Annotated in this window: 22 protein-coding genes; 4 read left to right on the forward strand and 18 right to left on the reverse strand. The window is 64.8% G+C overall.

What is annotated here, in order from left to right; all coding sequences use genetic code 11:
- Positions 1–123: 123 nt before the first annotated feature.
- Genes GQA94_RS13175 through GQA94_RS13215 form a run of 9 tightly spaced genes read right to left on the reverse strand, consistent with a single transcriptional unit; the run spans position 124 to position 8,843 of the window.
- Complete coding sequence (locus tag GQA94_RS13175; RefSeq protein WP_233270158.1) at positions 124–876, reverse strand: 2-keto-4-pentenoate hydratase; 753 nt, start codon at positions 874–876, stop codon at positions 124–126.
- A complete protein-coding gene (hydA, locus tag GQA94_RS13180) occupies positions 873–2,312 on the reverse strand; it encodes a dihydropyrimidinase (protein WP_158188452.1) in 1,440 nt (479 codons plus the stop codon). The genes GQA94_RS13175 and hydA overlap by 4 nt, the downstream gene beginning before the upstream one ends.
- A gap of 1 nt (position 2,313) precedes the next feature.
- Positions 2,314–3,036 (reverse strand): maleate cis-trans isomerase family protein, encoded by a 723-nt coding sequence (locus GQA94_RS13185; protein WP_158188453.1) that lies wholly within the window; start codon positions 3,034–3,036, stop codon positions 2,314–2,316.
- The gene (locus GQA94_RS13190; RefSeq protein ID WP_158188454.1) at positions 3,033–4,394 is read right to left on the reverse strand and encodes an amidohydrolase family protein; all 1,362 of its coding nucleotides are present in this window, start codon (positions 4,392–4,394) and stop codon (positions 3,033–3,035) included. The genes GQA94_RS13185 and GQA94_RS13190 overlap by 4 nt, the downstream gene beginning before the upstream one ends.
- On the reverse strand, positions 4,394–5,197 hold the full coding sequence (locus GQA94_RS13195) for an SDR family NAD(P)-dependent oxidoreductase (RefSeq protein ID WP_199270042.1): 804 nt from the start codon (positions 5,195–5,197) through the stop codon (positions 4,394–4,396). Before GQA94_RS13195 ends, GQA94_RS13190 begins: the two co-directional genes overlap by 1 nt.
- Positions 5,190–6,191: an NAD-dependent epimerase/dehydratase family protein gene (locus tag GQA94_RS13200; RefSeq protein ID WP_158188455.1), complete on the reverse strand. Its 1,002-nt coding sequence runs from the start codon at positions 6,189–6,191 to the stop codon at positions 5,190–5,192. Before GQA94_RS13200 ends, GQA94_RS13195 begins: the two co-directional genes overlap by 8 nt.
- A gap of 1 nt (position 6,192) precedes the next feature.
- Positions 6,193–6,963: an ABC transporter ATP-binding protein gene (locus GQA94_RS13205; protein WP_158188456.1), complete on the reverse strand. Its 771-nt coding sequence runs from the start codon at positions 6,961–6,963 to the stop codon at positions 6,193–6,195.
- A 4-nt stretch (positions 6,964–6,967) separates the two neighbouring features.
- Positions 6,968–7,789, reverse strand: coding sequence for an ABC transporter permease (locus tag GQA94_RS13210; protein ID WP_158188457.1), 822 nt, complete (start codon positions 7,787–7,789; stop codon positions 6,968–6,970).
- 13 nt (positions 7,790–7,802) lie between these two features.
- Complete coding sequence (locus tag GQA94_RS13215; RefSeq protein ID WP_158188458.1) at positions 7,803–8,843, reverse strand: ABC transporter substrate-binding protein; 1,041 nt, start codon at positions 8,841–8,843, stop codon at positions 7,803–7,805.
- Positions 8,844–9,109: 266 nt separating this feature from the next.
- On the opposite strand from GQA94_RS13215, the gene GQA94_RS13220 reads away from it, so the two are divergent.
- From GQA94_RS13220 to GQA94_RS13230, 3 genes are read left to right on the forward strand one after another with little or no spacing between them, the layout of a single operon-like run.
- Positions 9,110–9,928 carry a GntR family transcriptional regulator gene (locus GQA94_RS13220; protein WP_233270264.1) on the forward strand — a complete coding sequence of 273 codons (819 nt, stop codon included), beginning with the start codon at positions 9,110–9,112 and terminating at the stop codon, positions 9,926–9,928.
- On the forward strand, positions 9,925–11,346 hold the full coding sequence (locus GQA94_RS13225) for an amidase (protein WP_199270043.1): 1,422 nt from the start codon (positions 9,925–9,927) through the stop codon (positions 11,344–11,346). Before GQA94_RS13220 ends, GQA94_RS13225 begins: the two co-directional genes overlap by 4 nt.
- On the forward strand, positions 11,343–12,092 hold the full coding sequence (locus GQA94_RS13230) for an aspartate/glutamate racemase family protein (protein ID WP_158188459.1): 750 nt from the start codon (positions 11,343–11,345) through the stop codon (positions 12,090–12,092). The genes GQA94_RS13225 and GQA94_RS13230 overlap by 4 nt, the downstream gene beginning before the upstream one ends.
- Before the next feature lie 305 nt (positions 12,093–12,397).
- Here the strand turns inward: GQA94_RS13230 and GQA94_RS13235 are convergent, their stop codons facing one another.
- Both GQA94_RS13235 and GQA94_RS13240 read right to left on the reverse strand, forming a co-directional pair.
- Positions 12,398–13,267: a helix-turn-helix transcriptional regulator gene (locus GQA94_RS13235; protein ID WP_158188460.1), complete on the reverse strand. Its 870-nt coding sequence runs from the start codon at positions 13,265–13,267 to the stop codon at positions 12,398–12,400.
- Between the two features lie 138 nt (positions 13,268–13,405).
- Positions 13,406–14,371: an XdhC family protein gene (locus GQA94_RS13240; RefSeq protein WP_158188461.1), complete on the reverse strand. Its 966-nt coding sequence runs from the start codon at positions 14,369–14,371 to the stop codon at positions 13,406–13,408.
- Positions 14,372–14,457: 86 nt separating this feature from the next.
- On the opposite strand from GQA94_RS13240, the gene GQA94_RS13245 reads away from it, so the two are divergent.
- Positions 14,458–15,234 (forward strand): alpha/beta fold hydrolase, encoded by a 777-nt coding sequence (locus tag GQA94_RS13245; protein ID WP_158188462.1) that lies wholly within the window; start codon positions 14,458–14,460, stop codon positions 15,232–15,234.
- A gap of 41 nt (positions 15,235–15,275) precedes the next feature.
- Here the strand turns inward: GQA94_RS13245 and GQA94_RS13250 are convergent, their stop codons facing one another.
- From GQA94_RS13250 to GQA94_RS13280, 7 genes are all read right to left on the reverse strand, one after another.
- The gene (locus GQA94_RS13250; protein WP_158188463.1) at positions 15,276–15,917 is read right to left on the reverse strand and encodes a UbiX family flavin prenyltransferase; all 642 of its coding nucleotides are present in this window, start codon (positions 15,915–15,917) and stop codon (positions 15,276–15,278) included.
- The gene (locus tag GQA94_RS13255) at positions 15,904–16,854 is read right to left on the reverse strand and encodes a LysR family transcriptional regulator (protein ID WP_158188464.1); all 951 of its coding nucleotides are present in this window, start codon (positions 16,852–16,854) and stop codon (positions 15,904–15,906) included. Before GQA94_RS13255 ends, GQA94_RS13250 begins: the two co-directional genes overlap by 14 nt.
- Positions 16,855–16,879: 25 nt before the next feature.
- Positions 16,880–18,322 (reverse strand): aldehyde dehydrogenase family protein, encoded by a 1,443-nt coding sequence (locus GQA94_RS13260; RefSeq protein ID WP_158188465.1) that lies wholly within the window; start codon positions 18,320–18,322, stop codon positions 16,880–16,882.
- A 110-nt stretch (positions 18,323–18,432) separates the two neighbouring features.
- On the reverse strand, positions 18,433–19,902 hold the full coding sequence (locus GQA94_RS13265; RefSeq protein ID WP_233270159.1) for a UbiD family decarboxylase: 1,470 nt from the start codon (positions 19,900–19,902) through the stop codon (positions 18,433–18,435).
- A gap of 227 nt (positions 19,903–20,129) precedes the next feature.
- Entirely contained in the window at positions 20,130–21,764 is a 1,635-nt protein-coding gene (locus GQA94_RS13270) for a thiamine pyrophosphate-binding protein (RefSeq protein WP_158188466.1), read from the reverse strand.
- Between the two features lie 63 nt (positions 21,765–21,827).
- On the reverse strand, positions 21,828–22,820 hold the full coding sequence (locus tag GQA94_RS13275; protein ID WP_158188467.1) for a TAXI family TRAP transporter solute-binding subunit: 993 nt from the start codon (positions 22,818–22,820) through the stop codon (positions 21,828–21,830).
- A gap of 39 nt (positions 22,821–22,859) precedes the next feature.
- The gene (locus tag GQA94_RS13280; RefSeq protein ID WP_158188468.1) at positions 22,860–24,818 is read right to left on the reverse strand and encodes a TRAP transporter permease; all 1,959 of its coding nucleotides are present in this window, start codon (positions 24,816–24,818) and stop codon (positions 22,860–22,862) included.
- Positions 24,819–25,084 lie beyond the last annotated feature (266 nt).

Below are 25,084 nucleotides of genomic sequence, written 5' to 3' on the forward strand. Positions count from 1 at the left end.
GAGCCAAATGCCGAGGAATCGGACCAGGCGTAGCGGGACCGACGCCCGGCCGGCACCGCCTTGCACGTGCGCGTGTTTGACGGAACGACCCCGATGCCGCTAACGCGCGCACCACTTGCAGGCTCAGACCGTTACGCTGGCCGATCCCGATCCATCCAGCGTGAAGGTGATGGTCTGGCCTGCGCGCGCCCAGTAGATGCCCGACCAACTGCCTGTGGCGATCAGGTCACCGGCGCGCAGGGGCGTGCCTTGTGCGGCGGCGTGGCGTGCCAGCCAGGGCACGGAGGACAATGGATCGACAAACGGATGCGATCCAGTGGCCTTGAAGCGTTCGTCGCCATCGACGTGCAGGGTCACCGTCTGGCGCGACCATTGCGGTCGGTCTGGCAGCGGCATCGGATCGCCGAGGACAAGGGCGCGGTTGAGTTGCTGGTCGGCAAGCCGAAGCAGGGCGTTGGCGCTTGCGCCGTTCTCCAGACGGCTGTCGCAGAGTTCGATAGCGGGCAACCAGGCGTCGATCGAAGCGAGTATTTCACCGTGATCCGGCGTGTCGGTCAGGTCTCGTCCGAGACGGATCACCAGCTCGCCCTCGATGCCGAGCGCTGTGGCGTAACCGGGCGGTACCTGCCAGCCCGATGGGTGAATCGCGGCAGCCGGGACTGCCGCCGCGCTGATCATTCCGCCCGGAGCGCCACCGAGTTTCCAGGCGCTCGGGCGAACGCCGTCGAACCACCCCAGCGCCGCGCTGACCTGCCGTTGCACCGCGTACGCCGCAGCGCTGTCCGGCAAGTCGAGGTCGGCCAGCGGCTGGCGCTTGCCGGTACGCCAGGCCGTTATCAAGCGCCTGGCGACTGCGTCGATCTGGGACTCGCTCACAGCGGGATCTCGGTCTGTCGCCGCCGTGGCTTGGCCGGATCAGGCCGGGCGCAGGGCAGGAACTGGCCGCGGCCCGCACTGCCTCGGGGTTGTTTACCGTCCCATACGATTTCGCCGCGCGACAGCGTCATTGCAGGCCAGGCGCTCAGCTGCATGCCGGCATAAGGGGTGTAATCCACATTGTGGTGCAGGCGATCGTTGTCCAGGCAGAAGGGTTGGCCTTCGTCCCAGATGACGAGATCCGCGTCGGAACCGATCGCGATGCTGCCCTTGCGCGGGTACAGCCCGTAGAGCTTGGCCGCATTGGTAGCGGTAAGCGCGACGAAGCTCTGTGGCGTGATCCGTCCGCTGCGCACACCCTCGGACCAGAGCAGGGCCATGCGAGTCTCGACACCCGGTATGCCGTTGGCGACCTGATCGAAAGACACGTGCTCGCCGTGCGCCTTCTTGCCGTCCGGGCCGTCGTAGCGGAAGGGCGCGTGATCGGAGGAAAACACCTCGAACGAGCCGTTTTCCAGGCCATCCCAGATGACCTGCTGGTTGGCCTTGTCCCGAGGTGGCGGGCTGCAGATGCATTTGGCGCCTTCGAAGCTGTCGTCGCACCCCAGCGAGTCGGCTGTCAGAAACAGGTACTGCGGGCAGGTTTCGGCGTACACCTTCAGGCCATTGCTCTGCGCCCAACGAATCTGTTCCACGGCCTCTCGCCCGGATACGTGGACGATCAGGATCGGCACGTCCACCAGCTCCGCCAGGGCAATGGCGCGGTGGGTCGCTTCGCGCTCGACGAGCATGGGCCGCGAGGTCGCGTGGTAGCGCGGCGCGGTGTGGCCGGCGGCGAGCAGGCGCTCGGTGAGCCAGGCGATGCAGTCGGCGTTCTCCGCATGCAGCATCACCATCGCGCCTTCGCTGCGCGCGACCGAGAGGGTATCGAGGATCTCACGGTCGCTGAGCTTCAGCGCATCGTAGGTCATGTAGATCTTGAACGAGGTGTAACCCTCGGCGATCAGGGCTGGCAGCTCGTCGCGAAGGACTTCCGGTGTCGGGTCGGTGACGATCAGGTGGAAGGCATAGTCGATCACCGGTTTCGTGCCTGCACGGCGGTGATAATCCTCCACGGCGGCGCGCAGGCTCTTGCCCTTTTCCTGACAGGCGAACGGAATCACCGTGGTGGTTCCGCCACACGCTGCCGAAACGGTGCCGCTGAGAAAGTCGTCGGCCATGGTCGAGCCATCACCGGTGGGCTGATCCAGATGCACGTGGCTGTCGATGCCGCCAGGCGTGACGTGGCGACCCTGCGCATCGATTTCATGGTTGCCGGCCGGCAGATCGAGGCCCATCGCGGCGATACGGCCATCGCGGATGCCTATGTCGCTGGTGAAGGTGTCCGCCGCGGTGACCACGCGGGCGTTGCGTATGACGGTGTCGAACGGTTGCATGTCAGGCTTCCTGAAGTAGCCGGCCCCAGCCGGTGATGCGGCGGGTGTCCACACCGGTGCGGCGCAGCATGTCCCAGACCACGGTGGTCACGGTATCCAGTACGGGAATACCGTGTTCGGCTTCCCAATGGGCGACGCGGTGGGCGGCATGAAGGTTGGTGCAGAAGGTGGCGACGGCTTCGGCGCCCGCCGCGACCACGTCCGCCACCTGACGGTCGAGCGTGGCTTCGTCGACCAGGGCGAACGCGAAATTTTCCTGGAGCTGCAGATGGCTTTCCGCCGAGGCGTCGATGCCAATTCCGGCATAGTTGGCGACGATCCTGTCCTGCACATCGGCAAGATACGGGGAGACGAGTCCCAACCGACGAATACCGAAGGCCGACAGTGCCTTGTTCAGCGCCAGGACCGATGTGCTGGCGGGCACGCCCGTGGCCTTGGTAATGGCGGCGCAGAGCGCTTCGTCCTGTTCGAAGCCCAGCCAGCCGGCGGAGGTGCCGCTCCAGCCGATGGCATCGACACGGGCATCGGCCAACAGCTTCGCCGCATCGAGGATATGTGTCTGCTGGAACTGCCCAAGCGCGTCGGGACTGAGGGCGATCTGGGTTACGGAAAACCGCGCGAAATGCACGCTGACTTCCGGCAGGCCCGAAATCAGCGACTGGGTCAGCGGTTCGAGCGAGGTGTTCGAGGAGGGCGTGAGAATGCCCAGGCGGATACGTTTCATCGTGCATTACCTGCGGCGGACGGATAGGGACGAAGCGGATTCGGGCAGCGTTGCCAGAGGGCCTGACACACGCGCTCGGCCTCGGCGCGTATTTCGGTTTCGTCGACACGGGTTGCGCGGCCTTGATCGATGACCTGCTCGCCGTTGACGAAGACGCTTTCCACATCGGCCGCGGTGGCGTTGTGAATCAGGCTGCCCAGAGGGTCGATGCAGGGCGTCAAATGCAACTGGCGGTAATCGAGAACGGCTATGTCGGCGAGCATGCCCACGGCCAGTCGGCCAATGCGATCTGCCCAACCCAATGCGCGCGCACCGTTGCCGGTGCCCATGGCGAACACATCCCTGGGTTGCCAGTCATCGGCGACGAAACCGGCTTGTAGACGGCCGACCGCCAGGGTCCAGCGCATCACCTCGATCATGTCGCCGTGCATGGTGTCGGTGGCGAGGCAGATTGGTGCGCCGGCATCGATCAATCGGCGGGTCGGGGCGGTCCGACCGGACATCGCATTGCCTACCGGTATATGCACCACGTGCGCTCCGCTGCGGCCGATCCGCGCAATGTCGGCATCGTCGAGGTGGATGCAGTGGCCGGCCAGCAGGCGATCGTTCAGCAGGCCCAGTCCGTCCAGCAACTCTACGGGGGAACAACCGTGTCGCGCACGGACCCAGTCCACTTCGTCCTGGCTCTGAGCAAGGTGGGTGCTGATCGGCAAGTCGTGCCGTTCGGCAAGGGCGGCTATATCGCACAGCAAATCCACCGAACAGGTGTCCGGCGCGTGGGCGGTCAGGTGTGCCTGGATACGGCCGTCAGCCTGTCCCGCCCATTGCTCTACGAATGCGGCGGCGCGCTCCAATTGCCGCTCGCCACGGGCGCGGTCGAAGCGGCGGTTGCCATCGAGCACCGAGGCGAAATCGACATCGGCGAGACGCTGGCTGGCGAACAGGCGCACGCCGGTTTCCGCCATGCCGGCGACGGTGGCTTCGGCATGTACGAAACTGTCGACCAGCGTGGTGCAGCCGGCGCGCAATGCTTCCAGGGCACCGAGTCGGGACAGGGCGAGCGCTTCTTCCTCGCTCAGCCATGACGCCTGCGGGAGTCCCGGCGTGTAGGACGGGGCGAAGCCGCAGTCCGGCGCTACGCCGCGGACGAAGTTCAATCCGGCGTGATAATGGGTATTGACGAAACCGGGAACGACGACTCGGCCAGGCAGCGCCAGTGTGCGGATGGCCGCGGGGCGCCCGTCGCCGATGAATGCGATGTGCTTGCCCCGTATGCCGAGATTTGACAGGCGGGCGACGCCGTCTTCCAGCAGCACGGTCGCGTCTGTGATCAGCAGGTCCAGAATGGCTTCAGTCATCAGGCAGCCATCCATCCGCCGTCCACCATCAAGGTGGCACCGGTCATGAAGGTCGAGTGATCGCTGGCCAGAAACAGCACGGCGCGGGCTACGTCTTCCGGGCACCCGAGGCGTGGCCAGGGTGTGCGGCGCGATGCGCGGTCGAGCACGCTGGCATCGACGGCGCGACCGGCGGCGCCGGTCTGAATCTTTCCTGGCGCCACGGCGTTGCAGACGATGAGGTCGGCGGCGTAGTCAGTGGCGATCTGTCGGGTCATGTAGTCGACGGCGGCCTTGGTGACGCCATAGCCTAGATCGCCGGGCGCGGCGATCAGACCGTGCTGGGATGAAACATTGATGAGCCGGCCACGCACCTCGTTGATCGGGGACTGGCTGAGCATCTGGCGCACGGCGGCGCGGCAGCAGCGGTAGACGCCGGTCAGATTGACATCCAGCAAGCGCTGCCAATCGGCCTCGTCGAGTTCCAGCAGTGGCCGCGCATGGCGAATGCAGGCGTTGTTGACCAGCACATCCAGGCGACCGAAACGTACGACTGTATCTGCAACGAGGGCGTCTACCTGCTCGCTGCACGCGACATCGGTGCGGATGAAGGTCGCGTCATGACCGTCGCGGGCAATAAGGTCGGCGGTCGGCTCGCCCCCTTCGATCACCTCGGTCGTCACGTCCGCAATCACGACGTGGGCGCCATTGGCAGCCAACTGGCGCGCAATCGCCCGGCCTATTCCGGATGCGGCGCCAGTAACGATACAGACCTTGCCGCTCATGTCGAAGCGTGCGCAAGGAAACGGAATATGTTCAGTCATGGTGTGCTGTGGCACCGATCGGTGCATGTTCCTCGAGCCAGTGGTGGTAGTCCGCTTGCGCCTCGGTCAGCCCGAAGCGCGGTCGAAAGGTGGTGTCGTCAACAAGCCGGTGGATATCCATGGACGCGCGGTCGTAGTCGGCGAAGTAGTCGATGTCGGGCTGCTCGCCCGGCGCCGCCAGACGCCATTCGAAGCCCGGATAGCGAGGCGCTATGCACGCGCACCAGTCGGCCACGCTCCATTCGAACCCAGCCGCCAGGTTGTAGCGTGGATAGCCCCAGTGCGGCTGATCGAGCAAGCTGGCCATGGCAGCGACTGCATCACGTACGTACAGCCAATCGCGCCGACCCGCGCGGGGCAGGATCGCCGTTTCGCCATGGCGGGCCCGCGCCAGGACCTGGAGTGGGGCGCTCAGTGTGTCCCGCACCCCGCTGTCCGCTTCCCAGGGACCGAAGCAGGTGCCCAGGCGACCCACCACGAGTGGCAGGCCGCGCAAGCTCGCGAGGCGCATGGCGGCTTCTTCCGCCGCACGCTTGGACATGCCGTAGAGCCCCTCCGGCAACAGCGGGGTGTCGTCTTCGTGCAGGGCCGTCGGCAGACGTCCGCTGCGCCCGTAAACGGAGCCGGAGCTGACATGCAATACGCGCTCTACGCCGTGATCGGCGGCTGCGCTTATCGCGGCAAGCACACCGCCGACGTTGACGTCGAAGATCGTTTGCGCCGCATGCCGCTCGCGCGCCTCGTTGGCGGTGATCGCCGCCAGCGTCACGAGCCGTTGCGGACGGTGTTCGCTCATCACCTCATACAATGCCTCGGCGTTCCTGACATCACCGATGCAAGACACGAAGCGACCGGGCAGCGCCGCGAACGCGCGGGTAGCGATTTCGGTGGGCACCGAGCGGTCGAAGCCGATCACCGTCTCGCCTCTCGTGAGCAGGTGCTCGGCGAGGGCCAGGCCGACGAAGCCGCTGCTGCCTGTGATGAGTGTGGTCATCTCAAGCCGTTTCCCTGACCGCTTCGGGTCGCAGCAGCGCGAGAATGTGGCGCTTGTAGTCGTTGAATGCCGTGCTGGTCGGGTCGCGTGGACGTTCCAGTTCGATTGGCAGAATCTCGCGGATGCGGCCGGGCCGGGCGGACATCACCGCAACGTGGGTGCCCAGCGCCAGCGACTCATCGATACCGTGGGTGACGAACACGATGGTGCTCTGGCTTTCACGCCAGATGCGGATCAACTCGCCGTGCATGTCCATTTTGGTCTGCTCGTCCAGCGCGCCGAACGGCTCGTCCATGAGGATCACTTCCGGATTCATCAACAGCGCACGGGCAATCCCGACGCGCTGGTTCATGCCACCGGAAAGCTCGCTCGGAAAGTGATTCTCGAAGCCTTTGAGTCCAACCATCTCGATGTAGCGTTGGGCCTTTTCACGGCGATCGGCCTTGCTGGCGCCACGCATCTTCAGGTGAAAGGCGACGTTCTCCCACACTGGCAGCCAGGGCATCAGGTTGGCCTGCTGGAACACCACGCCGCGATCAGCGCCCGGCTCGGTGATGAGCTGACCGCCGACCGTGACCGTCCCGGAGGACGGCTTGTCGAAACCGGCGATCATGTTGAGCAGTGTGGACTTGCCGCAACCACTGGGGCCCAGCAGGCAGAGAAACTCATTGCGCTTGACGGAGAGGCTGACGTTGTCCAGTGCCGTGACGACCTGCTTGCGCTGGCTGTCCTCGAATACCCGCGATACGTTGTCGATGGTGATCAGAGCCATGGTGTCAACCTTCCTTCGCTTGCAGAGTGGAGCCGCGCTGCCAACGCAGAACGCGTCCGGCGATGTACTTGATGACGTAATCGCTTAGAAAGCCGAGCAGGCCGATGCTGACCATCGAGGCGATGACGATGTCGTAGCGCAGGAAGTAATACGAGTCCCACAGCACGTAGCCGACCCCGCTCTTCACCGCGACCATTTCAGCCGTCACCGTGAGCATCCAGGCCGAGCCGATGGCGATCCGCAGGCCAGAGAAAATGCTCGGCAACGCGGCCGGAAACACGATGTGACGCAGCAGCTTCGACGGCGATCCGCCCGTCATGGCACCGGCGCGCAGCAAGTTGCGGTCGCACGTCTTCACGCCGTGAATGGTGCTGAGCAACACGGGGAAGAACGAGCCCATGAACACCAGAAAGATGGCGGGCTTGTCGGCAATGCCGAACCAGATGATCGCCAGCGGAATCCATGACACGGGCGGAATGGGACGCAACGTTTGCAACGTCGGCTCGATCAGGGCCTCAACCCGGCGTGACCATCCAATGGCCATGCCGATGCCGACGCCAAGCACGGTTGCGATCAGGAAGCCGGCAAACACCCGGCCGGAACTGGCGGCGATATCGGACAGCCAGCGGCCGGAATAACTCTGCGTGTTGCCGTCGGTGGTGAAGATCCAGTCGGCCCAGGCCAGTATCACCTGGGATGGCGCCGGCAGCAGGGCGGGTGGAAGGATGCCGGAGCGGGAGAATGTCTCCCACCCGGCGAGAAGCAGGATCGGCACGATGAAGCGCTCGATCCTCTGGTAGACGGCTTGCGAAAGCGAAGAAAACATTAGCGATCCTGAATCAATAGCCGAGTTCGGTTTTGGGCTGGCCGACCACGCGTTCCAGGAAGCCGTAGTCGAGGTTCTTCTCGACCGCCTCGGTGACGTCGGTATTGATGTATTTCAGGTCGCGCATCATCTTGGCGATGGCCACTGCCGATTCGCGATACATCTTGTAGTCCGGATACAGGTTGTCGACTGCGCCGACGGCGATGGCATTGTCCAGGCCGGTGACTTTCTGGATGGTGTCGACGAACAGCGCCCTGTCGTTGGCCATCATTTCGTTGACCGTGACGATGGCACGCACGGTTTCCTCGACGCCTTTCGGGTTGTCATCGATGACATCCGAGCGGGTGACGATCAGATTGGTCAGCTTGCCGGCCGCCTGGTCGTAGGGAAAATCGAAGAACTTTGCCGCCTTCACTTCGCGGATCTGGGTGGCGAACGGATCGACCGAGGTGATCAGTTCGACTTCGCCGCGGCGTAGCGCCTGCACGTGGTCAGACGGGTTGGGGATGTTGATGAACCGGACGTCCTTGTTGATATCGATGCCATGCGTCAGAAAGGCACCGCGCATGTGGATGTCCTGCGCATTACCTCGGGAAGCCGCGACCCGGAACGGTTTGTCGTCTTCCTTGTATTGCGCGATCAGGCGCTTCAGGCCGTCCCAGTCACCCGGTTCGATCGGCAGGTCGTTGCCGACGAGGATCTGCGAACCGCCATTGATCTGGCCGGAAATTCCGACGATGTCGAAGCCCTTGTCCAATGCCGTGGCGTAGTGCAGGTAGGTGACCTGAGCCACGTCGATGCTTTTTGAAAGCAGGGCGGTCAGCACATCGTTGCCGGTGTTGAACGAGATCGCGTCGAGCTTTACACCCGTGGCGCTCGCTGGCGTGAGTGACAGCGGGGTGCAGTGGGCGCACTTGGCGTAGCCGAGCTTGATGGGATCGGCTTCCTGTGCCTGGCTCATGGCCGGGCTCAGGGATGCGGCCAGCATCAGGGGCGCCAGCAGGGTGCCGGCAGTGCGCTTGAGTACAGCATAGGACGAGCGGATGGGTCGCATGTCGTGGCTCCGTTATTGTCACAAAATGAATGTGTCTTTGTGGCAAATCAGAAAGCAACTGTTATGCCAGTGTTGTGGCAATCGTCCGCAGAGGTCGGTATGGATCAATCGCGACCGCAACGTGTCACCCGTATTCGCTGGGCTGCGCCCGGATTGCGCCGGCATCCAACGCTCGGGCCCGCCGGGCAAAGGGCTGTTGGCTTTCGCTCTGACATTGGGTCCGATGCGCGATGCAGGTGCAGCGCGCAAGGGGATGACCCTTGGCGGTGCGTATTTGCACAATTGTTATTATTTTTGTGACAATCCGTTCGCCCAGGTACTCGGCGAAAGGCAGCCGCAAAGGAATCGATGTGTTGATTGAGAAAGAACCCGCACGCTCGCGCAAGGCCCGCAGCACCGGTCAGATACTGGGCACGAGCGACACGCTCGACGCCATCTATGAGCGAATCCTGACGGCCGTGATGGAGCACCGTCTGATTCCAGGGACAAAATTGGTCGAGGAGAAGCTCGCCGGCGTATTCCAGGTGAACCGCACGCGTATTCGCGAGGTGCTGGCGCGGCTTGCGTATGAGGGGGTGGTCACAACCATCCCCAACCGAGGTGCTTTTATTGCCAGCCCGTCAGTGGAAGAGGCGCGACATATCTTTCACGCGCGCCGGATCATGGAGCCGGCCTTGATTCGCAGCCTGGTGGAACAGGGCGATCCCAGGTATTTCCAGAAGCTGCACGACCATGTGGCCGAGGAGCGTGCTGCGCGTGATCGTGATGACAAGCGCGCGGTGATCCGGCTGTCAGGCGAGTTTCACCTGCTGATGGCGGAGATGGTCGGCAGTCCGCCATTAATCAAGCTCATGCGCGAACTGTCATCACTGACATGCCTGATCATCCTGCTGTACGACTCGCCCAACGTGCCGGCCTGCCCGAACCATGAACACACCGACATCATCGCGGCGATGGAGGCGGGCAACGTCGATAGCGCCATTGCGCTGATGCTCGGACATCTCGACCACATCGAGGCCACGCTCGATCTATCGCTGCCCGAGGACACCGAAGTGGACCTCGACGCGATATTCGGAAACCTGTGAACGGGCTCGCTGGCGCCATCGAACTGGCCGCACGGGTTCGCTGCGGCGCAACGCCTGCCGCAGCCGTTGCCGAGCGTCAGCTGGCGCGGATCGCTGCTCTGAATCCAGCGCTGAACGCACTGGTCCAGGTGGACGAAAACGACGTGCGGCGTCAGGCCGTGCTTATCGACGCGCGCTGTGCGGCCGGTGAACACCTGCCGCTGGCGGGCGTACCGGTCACCATCAAGGACAATCTCTGGATCGAGGGACGGATCAGCACCTGCGGCTCATGGCTTTACCGTAACCACCGCGCCGATCGTGACAGTTGGGCCGTAGCGCGTCTGCGACAGGCGGGCGCGCTGCTGGTGGGCGTGAGCAATTGTTCGGAGTTCGCCTGCAAGGGCGTGACGGACAATCGCGTGTATGGCGCGACCGCCAATCCCTGGGACCTGAACCGTACGCCAGGCGGTTCGTCCGGGGGCGCCGCCGCGGCGGTGGCGGCCGGATTGGGCATACTGGCGCTGGCCACCGATGCGGGAGGCTCTGCGCGACGGCCAGCGGCGCATTGCGGCGTGGTGGGCATGAAACCGAGCGTTGGTCGCGTTGCGGACCCCTGGGGCTTTCCCGTCATCGGCCGCGAACTGAACGTGATCGGTCAGTTGGGGCGACGTGTCGCGGATGTCGCCTTGATGCTCGAGGTGCTCACAGGCGCGCACCCGGCCGACCGCTTCTCGGTCCGCATGCCGAGGTTGGCCAGGCGCCCGATCCAGACGCTGCGTATCGGTTACAGCCCGGACCTTGGCCTGGACTATGCCGTCGATGCCGATGTCGCGGCTTGTCTGGAGCAGACGGTGAAACGGCTGCAATCGGCCGGCCTGCAAATACAACCGGTCGTCCCGCAATGGCCGCAGGGCCTTCCAACCGCCTCGTTGCTGGCAGCCCAGCACGCTGAACTCGCCGCGCATTTCGGTGCGGCTTACCGTGCCGACCCCAGCGGCTTCGATCCGGTGATCGCTGAGCAGATCGAGGCGGGACTGTCACTGCCCGCTACGCAATTGGTGGCGCTGGGCGCACTGCGGGACGCCGTCGTCGGCCACACGGCGGCGCTGTTCGAAACGGTGGACCTGCTGCTATGCCCGACCGTCCCGGTCGAGGCCTGGCCACGAGCGGCACTGGGCCCGTCGATGATCGGGGGTCGGCCAGCGAACCCGCGTGCGCACGCGGTTTTCACCCCGCTGTTCAATCAGGCCGGCGTTCCGGCCCTTTCGGTTCCCTGTGGCCTGGGTGCGCAGGGATTGCCCCTGGGACTGCAGATCGTAGGGCCACGCTTTCACGATGACGATGTGCTCCGCCTGGGGGCATTCGTCGAAAACATCCTGGCCCTGGAGCTGGCACCGCTGTGCTTCGCTCAGATGCCCGACACGTTGGAGAAGGCATGAAACTGTTGATCGTCAACCCGAACATATCCCAGAGCGTGACCGACCTGATCGAGGCCGAGGCGCGGCGCGTGGCAGCCCCCGACACGCGCATCACGATGGCCACGGCTACCGCTGGCGTGGCTTACATCGAGACACGCTTCGAAGCGCTGCTCGGCGCGCACGCCGTCGCCACTGTCGCTGGCGAACGGCTGGGGGAGTACGATGCCCTGCTGGTCGCGGCCTTCGGTGATCCGGGGCTTCTCGCCCTCAAGGAGGCGCTGGACGTACCCGTCGTCGGCATGACCGAAGCGGCCCTGATGACGGCGGCCCAGTTGGGACAGCGCATCGGCATCATCGCCATTTCCCACCGCATCACCGCCTGGTACCGCGAATGCGTCGACCAGTACGGGCTTTTGTCGCGCCTGGCGTGCATACGCCATTTGAACGACCCGTTGCGTGATCCCGGCAAGGTCCAGGTCGATCACGCGGCCAGCCTGCTCGATCTCAGTCAGCGGGCGGTTCTGGAGGATGGCGCGGATGTGCTGATCCTGGCCGGCGCGCCCCTGGCGGGCCTGGCTCGTAGTCTGGCGGGTCGATTGCCGGTGCCTGTCGTCGATGGCGTATCCAGCGGGGTCTGTCAGGCTGAGTCGCTTGTGCGCTTGCAGCCGGGCGTTGCGAGGCTGGGGAGTTTCGCGCGTCCACCCATCAAGCATCACGCCGGACTGCAACCGGCACTCGCAGCGCTATTGAATCCTCGAAACGCTTGACCGGCAGCAGGCTGCCGGCTGGGGCATTGCGCGATGCCAGGCACAGGACCCGGTCATCGCGATAATGCCGGCGGGGAGGGCGAAGACTTAATCCACAGAATCTGTGGATAAGCAGGTGGATATCGTCTTCGATTCAGCGCGTGAACCACCGGGAACGGGCCTCCGGTACAGGCTGGCTGATTTTTATCCAGCGTGCTTTCCATTGCGATTCAAAGGCTTAGCACAGTGCGGCTGCCCTGATGGTCGACGCGGCCGTGTTCAGGCTCGCCGGTGGGTTTCGCCGTGCCCGCGCATCGCGGACAGGCTCAGTGCCGGGGCAGATCGGGCGCCGGATAGCTGTCCACCACGCGCCGGTATTGGCTTGGCGAGGCGCCGATGTGCTGCTGGAAGAATCGAGTGAAATGGCCTTGCTCGGAAAATCCCAGACGCTCTGCAAGCACGCCAATGGTTCCGCTTCGTTCACGTTCCAGCCAGCGGAAGGCTTGACGCATGCGGGCATCGTTGAGCATCAGCATTGGCGTCATGCCGGTATTCTGGCGGAACAGGGTGAAAAAATGCGCCCGCGACAGGCCGCCGGCCAGCGCGGCGTTGGCGATACAGTCCGGGTCGTCCAGATGGGTCTGCAGATACTCACAGGCTCGCCGAATGCGCGCATCCGCGAAGCCGTGTCGAGCCGGCATGCCCAGCCGGCGAAGATGCCGCCATTGGGAAAAGTCCTCGATCAGCTCGATCAGAAAATCGAACAGCAGGAACTCGATGCGCTCCAGCGGCACCAGGCCGGACGAGTAGGCTTGGGCGATCAGCCGATCGGCCATTGCCCGATTCTTGCCGCTGAGCTCGATGCAGGGCTGGGAGAAGAATTCCGGATGCCCGCTGAGCGCCAGCGACTGTTGTGCGTCCGCCAGCCACGCCGGCTCGATGTAGAGCGCCAGGATCTGGGTGTATTCGGCGCCTGGTTGATAGTCGTAATAGTGCGGCTGCCAGGCATTGACGAGTACGGCGCTGCGGTCGGTCAGCGGAACCTGGCGACCGTTCACATTGAAAAAGGTATCCGCACCGGCCGCCTTCACCAGCACGTGGCACTCATGATGCGAGTGGGTGACCAGCGGTTTATCCATGTCGAGCAGAGCAACCCGGCCGAACTTTCCGTGAAATACACGTTGGGCAATGGACATCCTCAGCACCTCCATGTCGTGCCGGGATCATGGCCGGCGGGGTTGGACTGGACGGCAATCGAGCCATGCGCTGTCATGCGCCGATCAACCGCTGCGCCACCGATCATGGATTGGCGATGCGGTGGAAACGGAGCGGATTCAGAGCGCATCACGCGCCTTGCCTCGATAAACGCGTAGCACGTCGGCCATTACCGACAGCGCGATCTCGGCCGGTGTCTTGCTCCCGAGATCAAGGCCGATGGGCATGTGGATGCGCTCGATTTCTTCGTGCGTCAGGCCGCCCACGCGATGCAGCCGTTCGGCCCGCTTGGAGGAGGTTTGCCGTGACCCCATGGCGCCGATGTAGAAGGCGGGGGTTCGCACCGCCTCCATCAGTGCCAGATCATCGATACGTGGATCATGGGTCAGCGCGACCACGGCGGTGGCTTCGTGGCAGCCGCCAGCGGCGATGAACACCGAGGGCAGCATCGGCTGGACGACGACGCCGTCGACCAGCATGCCTTGCATCTCCTCGCGCGGATCGCAGGCAATCACTTCGCAGCCCAGGGCCCGCGCAAACCCCGCGCAGGCCTGCGCCACGGGCGATACACCGGCCAATAACAATCGCAGCGCCGGGCCGATCCGGATTTCCACCTGCTCGCCCTTTACACTGGTCTGCTCACCGCCATGGTCCGGCAGCAGTTCGGCGGTCCCACTGGTCAGATCCACGCGCCGCAGCAGACGCCGCTGGCCCTGCAACGTGGCCTGCAGTCCGAGCAGATGGTCGCGCCATGCCTCGCCAGGGGCATGATGTTCCACCAGCACTTGCAAAACGCCGCCGCAGGGCAGCCGCAGGCGGCTCCGTTCATCATCGGATTCGCCGTAGCGAACGATCTGGGCGGGCGCTTGCAGTTCGCCGTGCGCCAGGCTGGTCAGAAATTCCTCTTCCACACACCCGCCGGACAGCGATCCTGCATGAGCGCCATCGGCACGGGCGACGAGCAGCGCGCCGGGCGCCCGCGGGGCCGAGCCGTAGGTCGACAGCACGGTGCAAAACCACAGGTCATGCCCTTCGGCCACCCATTGCAGCGCCTGTTCGATCACCTGCTGATCAAGATGTTGCATGCCTTATCCCCTGGTTGCGGCCAACGCCCTGGCGGGCCGCGGTAATCGGTTACCCTTCGGGTTCGTCAGGTTCAGGAACCCTTGTGATGCTGTCTTGCTCTGTTCTCGATATCGGCACGGCGAAACTCGAGTATCGCCTGCTGAATGCCCCGGATACGACCCGTCCGACGCTCGTTTTGCTGCACGAAGGGCTGGGCTGCGTGGCGCTCTGGAAAGATTTCCCCGAGGCGCTGGCGGCGCGTACGGGCTGGCCGGTATTGGTCTATAGCCGCGAGGGCTACGGCGGATCGAGCCCCGTACCGCTGCCGCGCGGGCTGGACTACCTGAGCGTGGCGGGCCCAGACGAACTGGCAGCGGTTCTCGATGCGCTGTCGCTCGAGCGTGTGGTGCTCGTGGGCCACAGCGACGGCGCCTCGATCGCGCTGGCCTATGCGGCGCACAATGATCCTCGCGTCAAAGGTGTGGTGGCGCTGGCGCCGCACGTGACGGTCGAACAGGCGAGCCTCACCGGAATCCAGCGAACCCTCGATGCCTTTCACGGCGGCCGTCTGCGCGACCGACTGGCCGCCTATCATGGCGACAACACCGATGGTGCGTTCCGCGGTTGGAGCGATACCTGGCTGCAGCCGGCGTTCAGCGACTGGCATCTGCTCGACGAATTGCCACGCATTGCGCTGCCGATCCTGGCGGTGCAAGGACGCGATGACGAGTTCGCCACCGACGAGCAATTGAGGCTGATCGAGCAGCGGGTGCGCCACAGCCGCGTCGAGTTTCTGGAAAACTGCCGGCATTTCCCGCAGGACCAGGCCCGTGAGCGAACGCTCGCCCTGATCGAGGACTATCTGCAAAGCGTCCGACTTTAGCGGTGCGGCAGCTGGCCGGCGCCGCGGCTGCGATGGTGTCATCAGCTGCGCCCCTCGGCGGCGCTGGCCGCCTCGATGTCATCGAGCGTCGGGACGATTTCGGCCTCGTCACGCCAACGACGGACGATGCCCAGTTCGATGTCGAACATATCCAGGACGCGCCCGAGCGTGTGGTTGACCATGTCGTCGATCGACGTCGGGCGTGCATAGAAGGCAGGGACGGGCGGCGCGATCACGGCGCCGAGTTCAGCCAGCTCGGTCATGGTGCGCAGGTGGTTCCGGTGCAGCGGGGTCTCGCGCACCATCAGCACCAGCCGGCGCTGTTCCTTGAGGATGACATCCGCCGCGCGGGTCAGCAGCGAGGAGGTCACGCCACTGGCGATCTCCGACATCGTGCGCACCGAGCAGGGGGCAACGATCATGCCCATGGTCTTGAACGAGCCGCTGGCGATGGCTGCGCCGATGTCCTGGTTGGAATAGCTCACCGTCGCCATGGTCTTGAGTTCCGACCAGGACAACCCGGTTTCGTGAGCGAGGGTGATCAGCGCCGATTTGGTGACCATCAGGTGCGTTTCGATGGGGGTATCGCGCAGCAGCTCCAGGAGGCGCACGCCGTATATCGCGCCCGACGCGCCGGAAAGGCCGATGATGAGCCGCTGGGGGCGCGGGTTAGCTGATGTCATGGTCGATGTCCTGTATCGCGCCTTCCTTGTAGAAATGGATGGCATTGAGAGCGGTGCCCAGCGTTTTGCTGATGATGTCGATGAACAGCGTGGCGGCGGGCGTCAGCGGACGGCGGCTGTCGTGCACGCAGACCATGCGGCGGGTGATGCCCGGGGCGGCGAGCGGGTAGGCGCGCAACGCACCTTCTTCCAGGCCGCGCTGCAATACGGTCGCAGGCAGCAAGCTGATCCAATCGCTGCGCCGCAGAAAACTCTCGATCACCGTCAGGTCGTCGAGTTCGAGATGCGGGGTCAGCTCGATCCCATGTACGGCCAACGCCTGATCGATGACGATACGCAGGCCGTGGCGGCGCGAAGGCAGAACCAGCTTAAGCTGGGCCAGCTCCGTCAACGGCACGGGTGTCGGCATGCGCAATCGGGTCGTGGCGCCCGTCGCGACGAGCAGTTCTTCGTCGAGGATATCGATCCGGTTCAGGTGCTCCTGCTGGAAGCTCTGGTTGATGACTGCAAAGTCCAACGCGCCGGACAGGACACGGTCGATCAGGTCCTGGCTGTAGCCGTAGCTGACCTGCAGTTCGACGTCCGGGTGGTGCTCGACGAAATAGGCCAGGGTGCTTGCCAGTGCCTGGTTAGCCGCCGAAGCGATCAGCCCTGCGTTGATCCGCCCGCCGATCTTGCCGCTGCGATCGATCAGCGTCTGCCGGGCTTCGAGCAGGTCGCTCAGGATCGGCATGAACAGACGGTAGGCTTGCACGCCCGCTTCGGTCGGGGTCATGCCCTTGGGCGTACGGTCGAACAAAGGCTGGCCGATTTCTTCCTCCAGCTTGGCGATCTGCATCGAGAGAGCGGGCTGCACGATGTTCAGACGCTGCGCCGCCTTGGTGACCGAGCCTTCTTCGTAGAGACAGGTGAAGTACTTCAATTGGCGCAGTTCCATTTTCGAACCTCGGCGAGTGGTCTAGCTACAGAGTGCCGACATTCTGGTAGACGTGCTTGAGCTCTGTAAAATCAAGCAATGCGTCATAGCCGTGCAGCCGGCCCAGCCCACTCCTGCGATAGCCACCGGTCTCCGCTTCGGCGAACAGTTTGTTGTGATCATTGATCCACACGGTCCCGTTGCGTAGCGCCCGCGCCAGCCGCATGGCTCGGGCGCCGTCGCCGGTCCATACGCTCGCTGACAGGCCGAACTCGGTGTGATTGGCGCGGCGCACGGCCTCGGCTTCGTCTTCGAATGTTTCCAGTACCAGCAGGGGGCCGAAGATTTCCTCCTGGCAGAAGAACGCGCCGCTGTCCTGGTGGGCGATCAACGTCGGTGACAGGAACGCGCCGCGTTCGAGCCCGTCGCGGGGCCGTTGGCCGGCCAGCAAGACTTCGTCGCAGCTGTCCATCGACTCGCGAATCCGCGCCTCGACGAGATCGCGCGAGCGCCAGTCGATCAGCGGGCCCATCTGCGTGGCAGCGTCCAGCCCATGCCCCAGGCGGACCTCTGCGAGCGCGGCGGCGAGTGCCTTTTTCATCTCTGCCGCTCGGCTGGCATGCACCAGTACACGCCGGGCGGCCGTGCATTGCTGGCCTGAAATGAGGGTGGCGGCGGCGGCGAGCCGGGGCGCCACAGCGGCCACGTCGGCGTCCTCCAGGACCAGGCAGCACGATTTGCCACCGAGTTCCAGTGACAGCTTTTTCATGGTTGGCGCCGCATCGCGCATGATTTGGGTGCCGGTCGCGGTGGAGCCGGTGAAGCTCAGCACATCGACCTTCGGCGTCGCGGTCAGGTAAGCGGCGCCGGCATGTCCGGTCTCGGCGAACAGGTTGACGACTCCCGGGGCCAGGCCCGTCGATGCCAACAGCGGCGCGAGGAAAGCGGCGTTGAACAGCGCCGTTTGCGGAGCCGGTTTGACCACGCAGGTACAGCCGGCGGCCAGCGCCGGCGCCAGGGCTCGTACCAGCAGCACGGCCGGGGCGTTCCAGGGAATGATCAACCCGGCCACGCCGGCAGGCTCGCGCAGCATCGTGGAGAATTCGCCCGGCGCGACTTCCAGTACGTGGCCAGGGTTGTGACGCGCCAGGCCGGCGTAGTAAAGAATCTCCGAGATGGCACCACCGATCTCGCCCCGCGACTGTGCCAGCGCCTTGCCGTTCTCACGCGTGAGCAGGGTGGCCAGCTCCTCCTGGCGAGTCGTCAGTGCCGAAGCCCAGTCCAGCATGACCTGCTGACGCAAGCGCGGATTCTGTGCCCATTGCGGGTTGCCAAAGGCCTTTACGGCTGCCTCGACCGCGGCGCGGGCCTGTTGCTCGCCACCGTCTGCGAAGCGTCCGATGAGTTCGCCATTGGCGGGGTCGAGGCTGTCGGCCCACTGGCCGTCGTCACACCACTGCCCGTCGATGAAATGTCGTGCCTGCTGCATGAGTAACTCCTGTCCGGCGAAGCTTTTTTGTAGTTGTTGTAAGACGCTGGAAACGTCGCTGTGCCCGTTTGCCATGACCGGCCTGTGGCGCTCCGGTACCGCGCGCAGCCTCAGCCGTCGCGCGACTGTTCAATCAGTTGCGCCCAATCGGCGGCGGCCGGTCGGCTGACGTCGGCAAGGTCGACCTCGGCTTCGCCGGGTACGTGGATGCGCTTGAAACGCATCGGCGGTGCCGACAGCGGCACGGTCGCGTCGAAGCCCATCTTCGAACCAATCCCGTCGCGGGTGGACGGGTCGAGCTTGGAGCCCTGGGATTCGTGGATCAGCACCAGGTCTCGATCAGCCTGGAACCGCGTCGCGACCGCCCACTCGACTTCGGTGGGGTTGTGGATGTCGACGTCGGTGTCGACCACCACCACGTGCTTGATGTCGTAATGACCGCCGAGCGCGCCGAGGATCACATTCTTCGCTTCGCCTTCGGAGCGCTTTTCGATCTGAACGTAGAGGTGATAACGGCATACGCCACCGCGTGCCAGGTGCACATCGCGCACCGAAGGAAAACTGCGGCGCAGATGAGCCAGCATCGTCGCCTCGCGCGGAATGCCGCCCAGCAGCAGGTGCTCGAGTCCGCCGCCGACGATGGTGTGGAACATGGGCGATCGGCGGTGGGTGACCGCATCAACCTCGATGACATGGCGTTCGGCGCGCTCGCCGTAATACTGCGGGAATTCGCCGAACGGGCCTTCTTCTTCGCGGGCATTGGCGACCAGGCGGCCCTCGATGACGATCTCCGCCTCGGCCGGCACGCGAATGCGGTTGGTCACACACTTGGCCACCGGCAGCGCGCGTCCTTGCAGCGCACCGGCGATCTCGAGCTCGTCGTGATCGATGGGCACGATGGCCTGCGATGCCATCAGCGTCAGCGGGTCGCAGCCGACGACCACCGCGACCTCCAGGTCTTCATTGTTGCGCTCGGTCTCCTGGAAATACGCCAGGGTATGGCGCGGCAGCAGCAGTGCACCGAGGCGATTGGCGCCGCTGACCTGCAGTCGGTGAATGGACACGTTCTGGACGCCGGTGCGCGGGTTACGCGTGATCAGCAGGCCTGCGGTGATGTAGGCGCCACTGTCGTGCTCGTTGTGCGTGGGAATCGGCAACTGGGCGAGCAGGTCGACGTCGTGATGCACCACCTGCTGGCACGCCGGCTCCGCGACTTCCTGCCAAGGCAACGGCTCGAGGCTGGCATGTTCGAAGCGAGCCAGCACCTGACTGGGCTCCACGCCCATTGCTTCGGCCATCCATTGACGGTCCGAGAGCAAGCCCGAAATCACTGGAATCGCATGCCCATCGGGTTGCAGGAACAGCGACGCGCTGTGGCCGTCGAGGCGATTGGCAATGGCGGCGACACCGAAGCGCAGCGCCGTACCGGGACGGATCACGCTCAGCCGCTGAGTCTTCTGCAGATGATCCAGCCAGCCGCGCAGGCTGGCACCGACCGGCTGGGTGGCCGCAGCGGAATCGGGCGTGGAGGAGGGCATGGACGGCATGGCGAGTTCTCTCGTGGTTATTGTTTTGGCCATGCTAGGAGCGTCGTGCAAGCGTGCCTATTAAGGTTTTCTGATGCGGGCCATCAGTGCCGGCAATGCCCCGTGGTCAATCTCCTGGGCATCATCATTCACTGGTGCTCCAGGACCGAAACGGTGCGCGAGGGTGGCCGTCGCAGGCAGGACCCGGCCCGGATGGACGTGCATCGAGTCGCGCGGCCCGCGCATGGCGGCACGCCCCGGCGAAGAGGCGTGCCGCGCTGTCATGGCCGCAGGATCGCCGGGTCCATGACCAATTCGATGAGGAACGGCCGATCGGCCGCCAGCGCCTGCTCGAACGCGTCGGCGAACGCTTCGGTGCGGTCCACCCGCACCGCGCCGGCGCCGTACGCCTGGGCGAGAGCGACCATGTCCGGATTGACCAGATCAGTACCGTAGCGGCGTCCCGGATAGTGTTTGTCCTGGTGCATCCGGATCGAACCGTAGGACCCGTTGTTGACCACGATGACAATGATATTGGCGCGGTACTGCATGGCGGTCGCCAATTCCTGGCAGGTCATCTGGAAACAGCCATCACCGGCGAAGCACACCGCCGGCCGTGACGGTCGGGCGAGCTTGGCGGCGATCGCGGCGGGCAGGCCGTAACCCATCGAACCGGACGTCGGTGCCAATTGGCTGCCCCAGCCTCGGAATGGATAGAAGCGGTGCACCCAGAGCGTATAGTTGCCGGCGCCGTTGCTGATCACCGCTTCGGGCGGCAAGCGGCGCCCAAGCCAGGCGACAATCTCGCCCAGTTGCACCGGCCCGGGTAGCTCGGTCGGCTGTTGCCAGGCTTCGCGGTTTTCGCGCGCCCGTGACAGCCAGGCCTGGCGTTCGCTGTCGGTATCGGCGGGGGGCAGTGTCGAGACGGCCTCGGCGAAGTCCTGTACCGCGGCGCAGATCGCCAGGTCCGGAACCCGCACGCGACCCGGCTCCTGCGGATCGGGGTGGATGTGGACCAAGGTCTGGCGCGGCTTCGGGACATCCACCAGTGTGTAATGACCGGTGGCGATATCACCGAGGCGCGTGCCGACCGCGATCAGCAGATCGGCCTCTTCGATCAATCCGGCGAGTCCGGGATTCATGCCCAGCCCGGCGTCACCGGCATAGTTGGGGTGCGTGTTATCGAAACGATCCTGGCGCCGAAAGGCCGTGGCTACCGGCAGCCCCTGGGCCTCGGCGAATGCCTGCAGTCGCGCCCGGCATTCGGCGGTCCAGCCCGAGCCACCGAAGATCGCCAGTGGCCGTCGGGCATTGGCGAGCAGCGCTCGCAGGCGGGACATCGCCTGGGGGGACGGATAGCCCTGGCAGTTCGGCGCGGGTCCGATATCGATTGGCTCGATACGCGCGTACAGGAGGTCTTCCGGCAGACCGAGTACCACCGGGCCCTGCCGGCCGGAACACGCCGTCGTGAAGGCCCGGCTGAGGTATTCGGGCAGCCGCGCGGCGTCCTGGATGTCGGTCGCCCACTTGGCCACCGAACCGAACAGCGCACCGACGTCCACCTCCTGCCAGGCTTCGCGCTCGCGGAAGCCACGGGGTACCTGGCCGACGAATACCAGCAGGGGCGTGGAATCCTGTGCCGCCACGTGCAGCCCGGCCAGCGCATTGGCGCTGCCCGGTCCGCGCGTGACGAAGCATACCCCGGGTCGCCCGGTGGTCTTGGCATAGGCTTCGGCCATCATCGAGGCACCGCCTTCCTGGCGGCAGACCACCAGGGCGATGTCCGGCGCGTCATGCAATGCATCGAGCACCGGCAGGAAGCTCTCGCCAGGAACCGTGAAAACGCGGTCCACGCCGTTGCGCCGGAGCAGCTCGACGATGGCCTGGCCGGCGTCGGGTCTGTTGTCTTCTGTCATCGGGTCCTCTCTGGGTCGCCTGGGTGAAAAGGCGGCGCGGGACGGGCCCGCGCCGGGTCGGATTCACTCTAGCAGTCCCGCTTCCTGGTAGTACTTGCGTGCGCCCGGGTGCAGTGGCGCCGCGAGATTGGCCGCTTGCGCCGAGCCCTCGGCGGTCCAGTCTTTCATCGAGCCGAACGAACGCTTGAGCGCGTCCTGGCCTTCCATGACGGCCTTGGTGATGGCGTAGGCGTCTTCGTCGGACATCGACTCTGTGGCATACAGCGACGTGCTGAAACCAACGCCTTCGACCGTCTGGTCCTGTCGCTCGAACAGGTTGGCCGGCATGGTGGCGCGGACGAAGCCGAACTTTTCCAGGTACGCAATGGCGTCTTCGCTCAGGCTCAGAAAGCGCTGGCCGGGGGTGATCGACAGTTGCGCGGTGTTCGGGTGCCCGGCCGTGGTAATGCCGATGATCATGTCCAGCTGCTTGTCGCCGAACTGATCCTGCAAAATGCTCAGGTTCGATTTGCCGATGCTGCCGCCGAAGGATTCGATGTCCTCGTACGTCAGGCCATTGGCTTCGAGAATCAGCTTGGCGATGTATTCGTTGAGGCTGCCCTGCGGACCAGTACCGATGCGCACCGGCAGCTTCTTTTCCTTGATGTCGGCGATGGTCTGGATCGTGCTGTCGTTCTGCACGGTGATGCGTTGGTAGTACTGATCGATGCCGCCGACCAGGCCGCGCACGTTCTCGATCTTGCGATCGAACGGCCCGAACGGTTGCTGCGCCCAGGCGGCGACGGGCGGGAAGATCAGCCCGATGTCGGCGCGCTTGGCCGCCAACAGCTTGGTGTTGGCGATGGCCATGGGCGTGCCCTGGATATCGACTGTGGAGCCGTCGGGCAGGCGCTGGAGCATTTCGCCGCGCAGCGCGCCGGCATAGGCGTACCAGGTGGTTCCGGTCGGGCCAGCGGCGAATTTGACGTTCACCGGGTCGGCGGCCAGCGCGCTGCCGCTCAGTCCCATGGCGCCCAGTACCGCAACGGCTGCGTATCGCGTCAGGAATTTTCTCATGTTGTTGTTCTCCTTGGTTGAATGTGCGGCCCGCTGGCGCTAGGCCCCGGACCGTTCCAGCAGGCTGTGGTCCTGCGCGTGGCGCGCCTTACGGCTCTGCCATGCCCAGACACCGCACAGCAACGCCAGCCCGGCCAGCGACGCCTTGATCACCGGTGCGATCAGCAGGGCGGCGGCCACCAGCAGCAGTGCCGATTCGAACAGCGCGTTGCGCGCGCGCAGGTAGCCGGCCACGCACCCGGCCAGGGCATAGCAGCCGATCACCGCGGTGATGACCGCCGGCACGATTGCCTGCCAGTCGCCCTGCAGCAGCAGCGCCGGGCTGAAGACGAAGGCGAAGGCCACCAGGAAACCGGCCAGGCTATAACGGAACGCCACCCAGCCGGTCTGCCAGACGTTTGCCTTGGCGATACCGCCGGCGACGAAGGCGGCCAGCGCCACAGGGGGCGTGACCATCGACAAGGCGGCGAAATAGAGCACGAAGAAATGTGACGACAGCGCCGGGATGCCGAGTTTGTCGAGCGCCGGAATCGCCAGGATGGCGCCCATGATGTATGCCGCGGTGGTCGGCATGCCCATGCCCATCACAATGACCATGAACATCACCAGCAGCAATGCCGGAATCAGCATGCCGCCGGACAGTGCGGTGACGAAGCTGCCGAAGGTCAGCCCCAGGTTGGTCATCGAGGCGATGCCGACCACGATACCGGCGCCAGCGCAGGGGATAGCCACCGCGATGGCGCCGCGCGCACCGGACTCCAGCGCCTGCAACGAATCGCTGAACACCGAGCCGATGGCTTTCAGCACGCCGCGGCCGCCGTGCTCGGAAAAGCCCTCCCAGGCACGCGAGGCCAGGCCGAGGAACAACGTCAGCCAGATCGCCTGCAGCGTTGCCGAACTCAGCGCACGCCCCGCCATGATCTGGTAGACCAGCACGAACACCGGGATCAGCAGATACAGCCGCTTGAGTACGCTGCTCCAGTTGGTGCCCAGCTCGGAGCGCTTCAGTCCGGCCAGCCCCTTGCGCCGTGCCAGCAGGTCGACCACGAAATAAAGCGCGACGTAGAACAGCAGTGCCGGAATCAGCGCAGCGATCGCCACCTCAGCGTAGGGGATGCCCATGAACTGGGCGATCAGAAAGGCCGCTGCGCCCATGACCGGCGGCATCAACTGCCCGCCGGTGGAGGAGGCCGCCTCCACCGCGGCCGCCTGCTCGGCGCTCATGCCTGACTTCTTCATCGCCGGGATCGTGAACATGCCCATCACCGCCGCGTTAGCGGTGGCGCTGCCGCTCACCGAGCCAAACAGCGTTGAGGAAACGATCGAGACCTTGGCCATGCCGCCGCGGAACCGGCCGACCAGCAGCACGGAGAGATCCATGAACAGCTGGCCTCCGCCGAACAGCTGGAGAAACGCGCCGAACAGCAGGAAGTAGAAGACCTGACCGTAGGAGACGATGCTCGGGATGCCGAACACGCCCTCGTTCTGGAGCACCTGCACGTCGAGAAAGGTTTCAAGGAACAACCGGGTCGGTTCGCCGTCGTGGCCGATGATGCTCAGCATCGGGATGCCGCGCAGCTGCGGGCCGATGAACTGGTAGACCAGGAACACCAGAATCACCACCGTCAATCCCATGCCCAGGGCGCGTCGCACGGCCTCGATCACCAACGCGAGGGTGGCGAGGCCGACTACCAGGTCGATGGGCCGCAGCGGATCGACCATGGCGATACGCATCGTCAACGCTTGCGCGTTGAGCAGGTAGAACACGGCGATGCCGGCCGCCGTGGCGGCCAGGGCATAGTCCGAGACCCGCAGCAGGGTGAAATGGCCGAGGTCGCGTTGGCGCAGCGGATGGATGATGAATGTCAGGACCAGGCCGAACATGATGTGGATCGGCACCGCGACGATCAGGTCCAGCGGCGTCCCGTAGACCATGTAGATCTGGAATGCCGACCAGCAAAGGGCAACGAAGGAGGCGGGGTTGGCTAATCGTTTCATGGGATCAGCCCTCCCGGAAGACGGCCTGAGGCCGTAGACAGGCGAGAGGCCGGGTTGGCGCTCGTCGCGTTACGCGTGAGTAGGCTGTGCGGGCAATCGCCCGCTGCGATGCGGGTGACGAGGCGGGCCGGCGACCCGTGGGTCTGGCAGAGGATCATGGCGGTTCACCGTTGTTGTTCTTATCGGTAGTCTGCTCGGCCGACGCGAGCGTCGGCGGCAGATCCATCTTGGCGTTTGTAGAATGGCCTGGCCATTAACGATTTTTG

Source organism: Stutzerimonas stutzeri, from assembly GCF_009789555.1.
GTDB lineage: Bacteria > Pseudomonadota > Gammaproteobacteria > Pseudomonadales > Pseudomonadaceae > Stutzerimonas > Stutzerimonas stutzeri_R.

Excerpts from the sequence above, each read along its gene's own strand:
- GQA94_RS13250 (WP_158188463.1), bottom strand. The coding sequence starts at position 15,917 with ATGACATCAGCTAACCCGCGCCCCCAGCGGCTCATCATCGGCCTTTCC.
- GQA94_RS13205 (WP_158188456.1), bottom strand. The coding sequence starts at position 6,963 with ATGGCTCTGATCACCATCGACAACGTATCGCGGGTATTCGAGGACAGC.
- GQA94_RS13255 (WP_158188464.1), bottom strand. The coding sequence starts at position 16,854 with ATGGAACTGCGCCAATTGAAGTACTTCACCTGTCTCTACGAAGAAGGC.
- GQA94_RS13190 (WP_158188454.1), bottom strand. The coding sequence starts at position 4,394 with ATGACTGAAGCCATTCTGGACCTGCTGATCACAGACGCGACCGTGCTG.
- GQA94_RS13230 (WP_158188459.1), top strand. The coding sequence starts at position 11,343 with ATGAAACTGTTGATCGTCAACCCGAACATATCCCAGAGCGTGACCGAC.
- GQA94_RS13200 (WP_158188455.1), bottom strand. The coding sequence starts at position 6,191 with ATGACCACACTCATCACAGGCAGCAGCGGCTTCGTCGGCCTGGCCCTC.
- GQA94_RS13215 (WP_158188458.1), bottom strand. The coding sequence starts at position 8,843 with ATGCGACCCATCCGCTCGTCCTATGCTGTACTCAAGCGCACTGCCGGC.
- GQA94_RS13270 (WP_158188466.1), bottom strand. The coding sequence starts at position 21,764 with ATGACAGAAGACAACAGACCCGACGCCGGCCAGGCCATCGTCGAGCTG.
- GQA94_RS13210 (WP_158188457.1), bottom strand. The coding sequence starts at position 7,789 with ATGTTTTCTTCGCTTTCGCAAGCCGTCTACCAGAGGATCGAGCGCTTC.
- GQA94_RS13280 (WP_158188468.1), bottom strand. The coding sequence starts at position 24,818 with ATGAAACGATTAGCCAACCCCGCCTCCTTCGTTGCCCTTTGCTGGTCG.
- hydA (WP_158188452.1), bottom strand. The coding sequence starts at position 2,312 with ATGCAACCGTTCGACACCGTCATACGCAACGCCCGCGTGGTCACCGCG.
- GQA94_RS13185 (WP_158188453.1), bottom strand. The coding sequence starts at position 3,036 with ATGAAACGTATCCGCCTGGGCATTCTCACGCCCTCCTCGAACACCTCG.
- GQA94_RS13245 (WP_158188462.1), top strand. The coding sequence starts at position 14,458 with ATGCTGTCTTGCTCTGTTCTCGATATCGGCACGGCGAAACTCGAGTAT.
- GQA94_RS13265 (WP_233270159.1), bottom strand. The coding sequence starts at position 19,902 with ATGGCCAAAACAATAACCACGAGAGAACTCGCCATGCCGTCCATGCCC.
- GQA94_RS13260 (WP_158188465.1), bottom strand. The coding sequence starts at position 18,322 with ATGCAGCAGGCACGACATTTCATCGACGGGCAGTGGTGTGACGACGGC.
- GQA94_RS13240 (WP_158188461.1), bottom strand. The coding sequence starts at position 14,371 with ATGCAACATCTTGATCAGCAGGTGATCGAACAGGCGCTGCAATGGGTG.
- GQA94_RS13195 (WP_199270042.1), bottom strand. The coding sequence starts at position 5,197 with ATGACTGAACATATTCCGTTTCCTTGCGCACGCTTCGACATGAGCGGC.
- GQA94_RS13235 (WP_158188460.1), bottom strand. The coding sequence starts at position 13,267 with ATGTCCATTGCCCAACGTGTATTTCACGGAAAGTTCGGCCGGGTTGCT.
- GQA94_RS13275 (WP_158188467.1), bottom strand. The coding sequence starts at position 22,820 with ATGAGAAAATTCCTGACGCGATACGCAGCCGTTGCGGTACTGGGCGCC.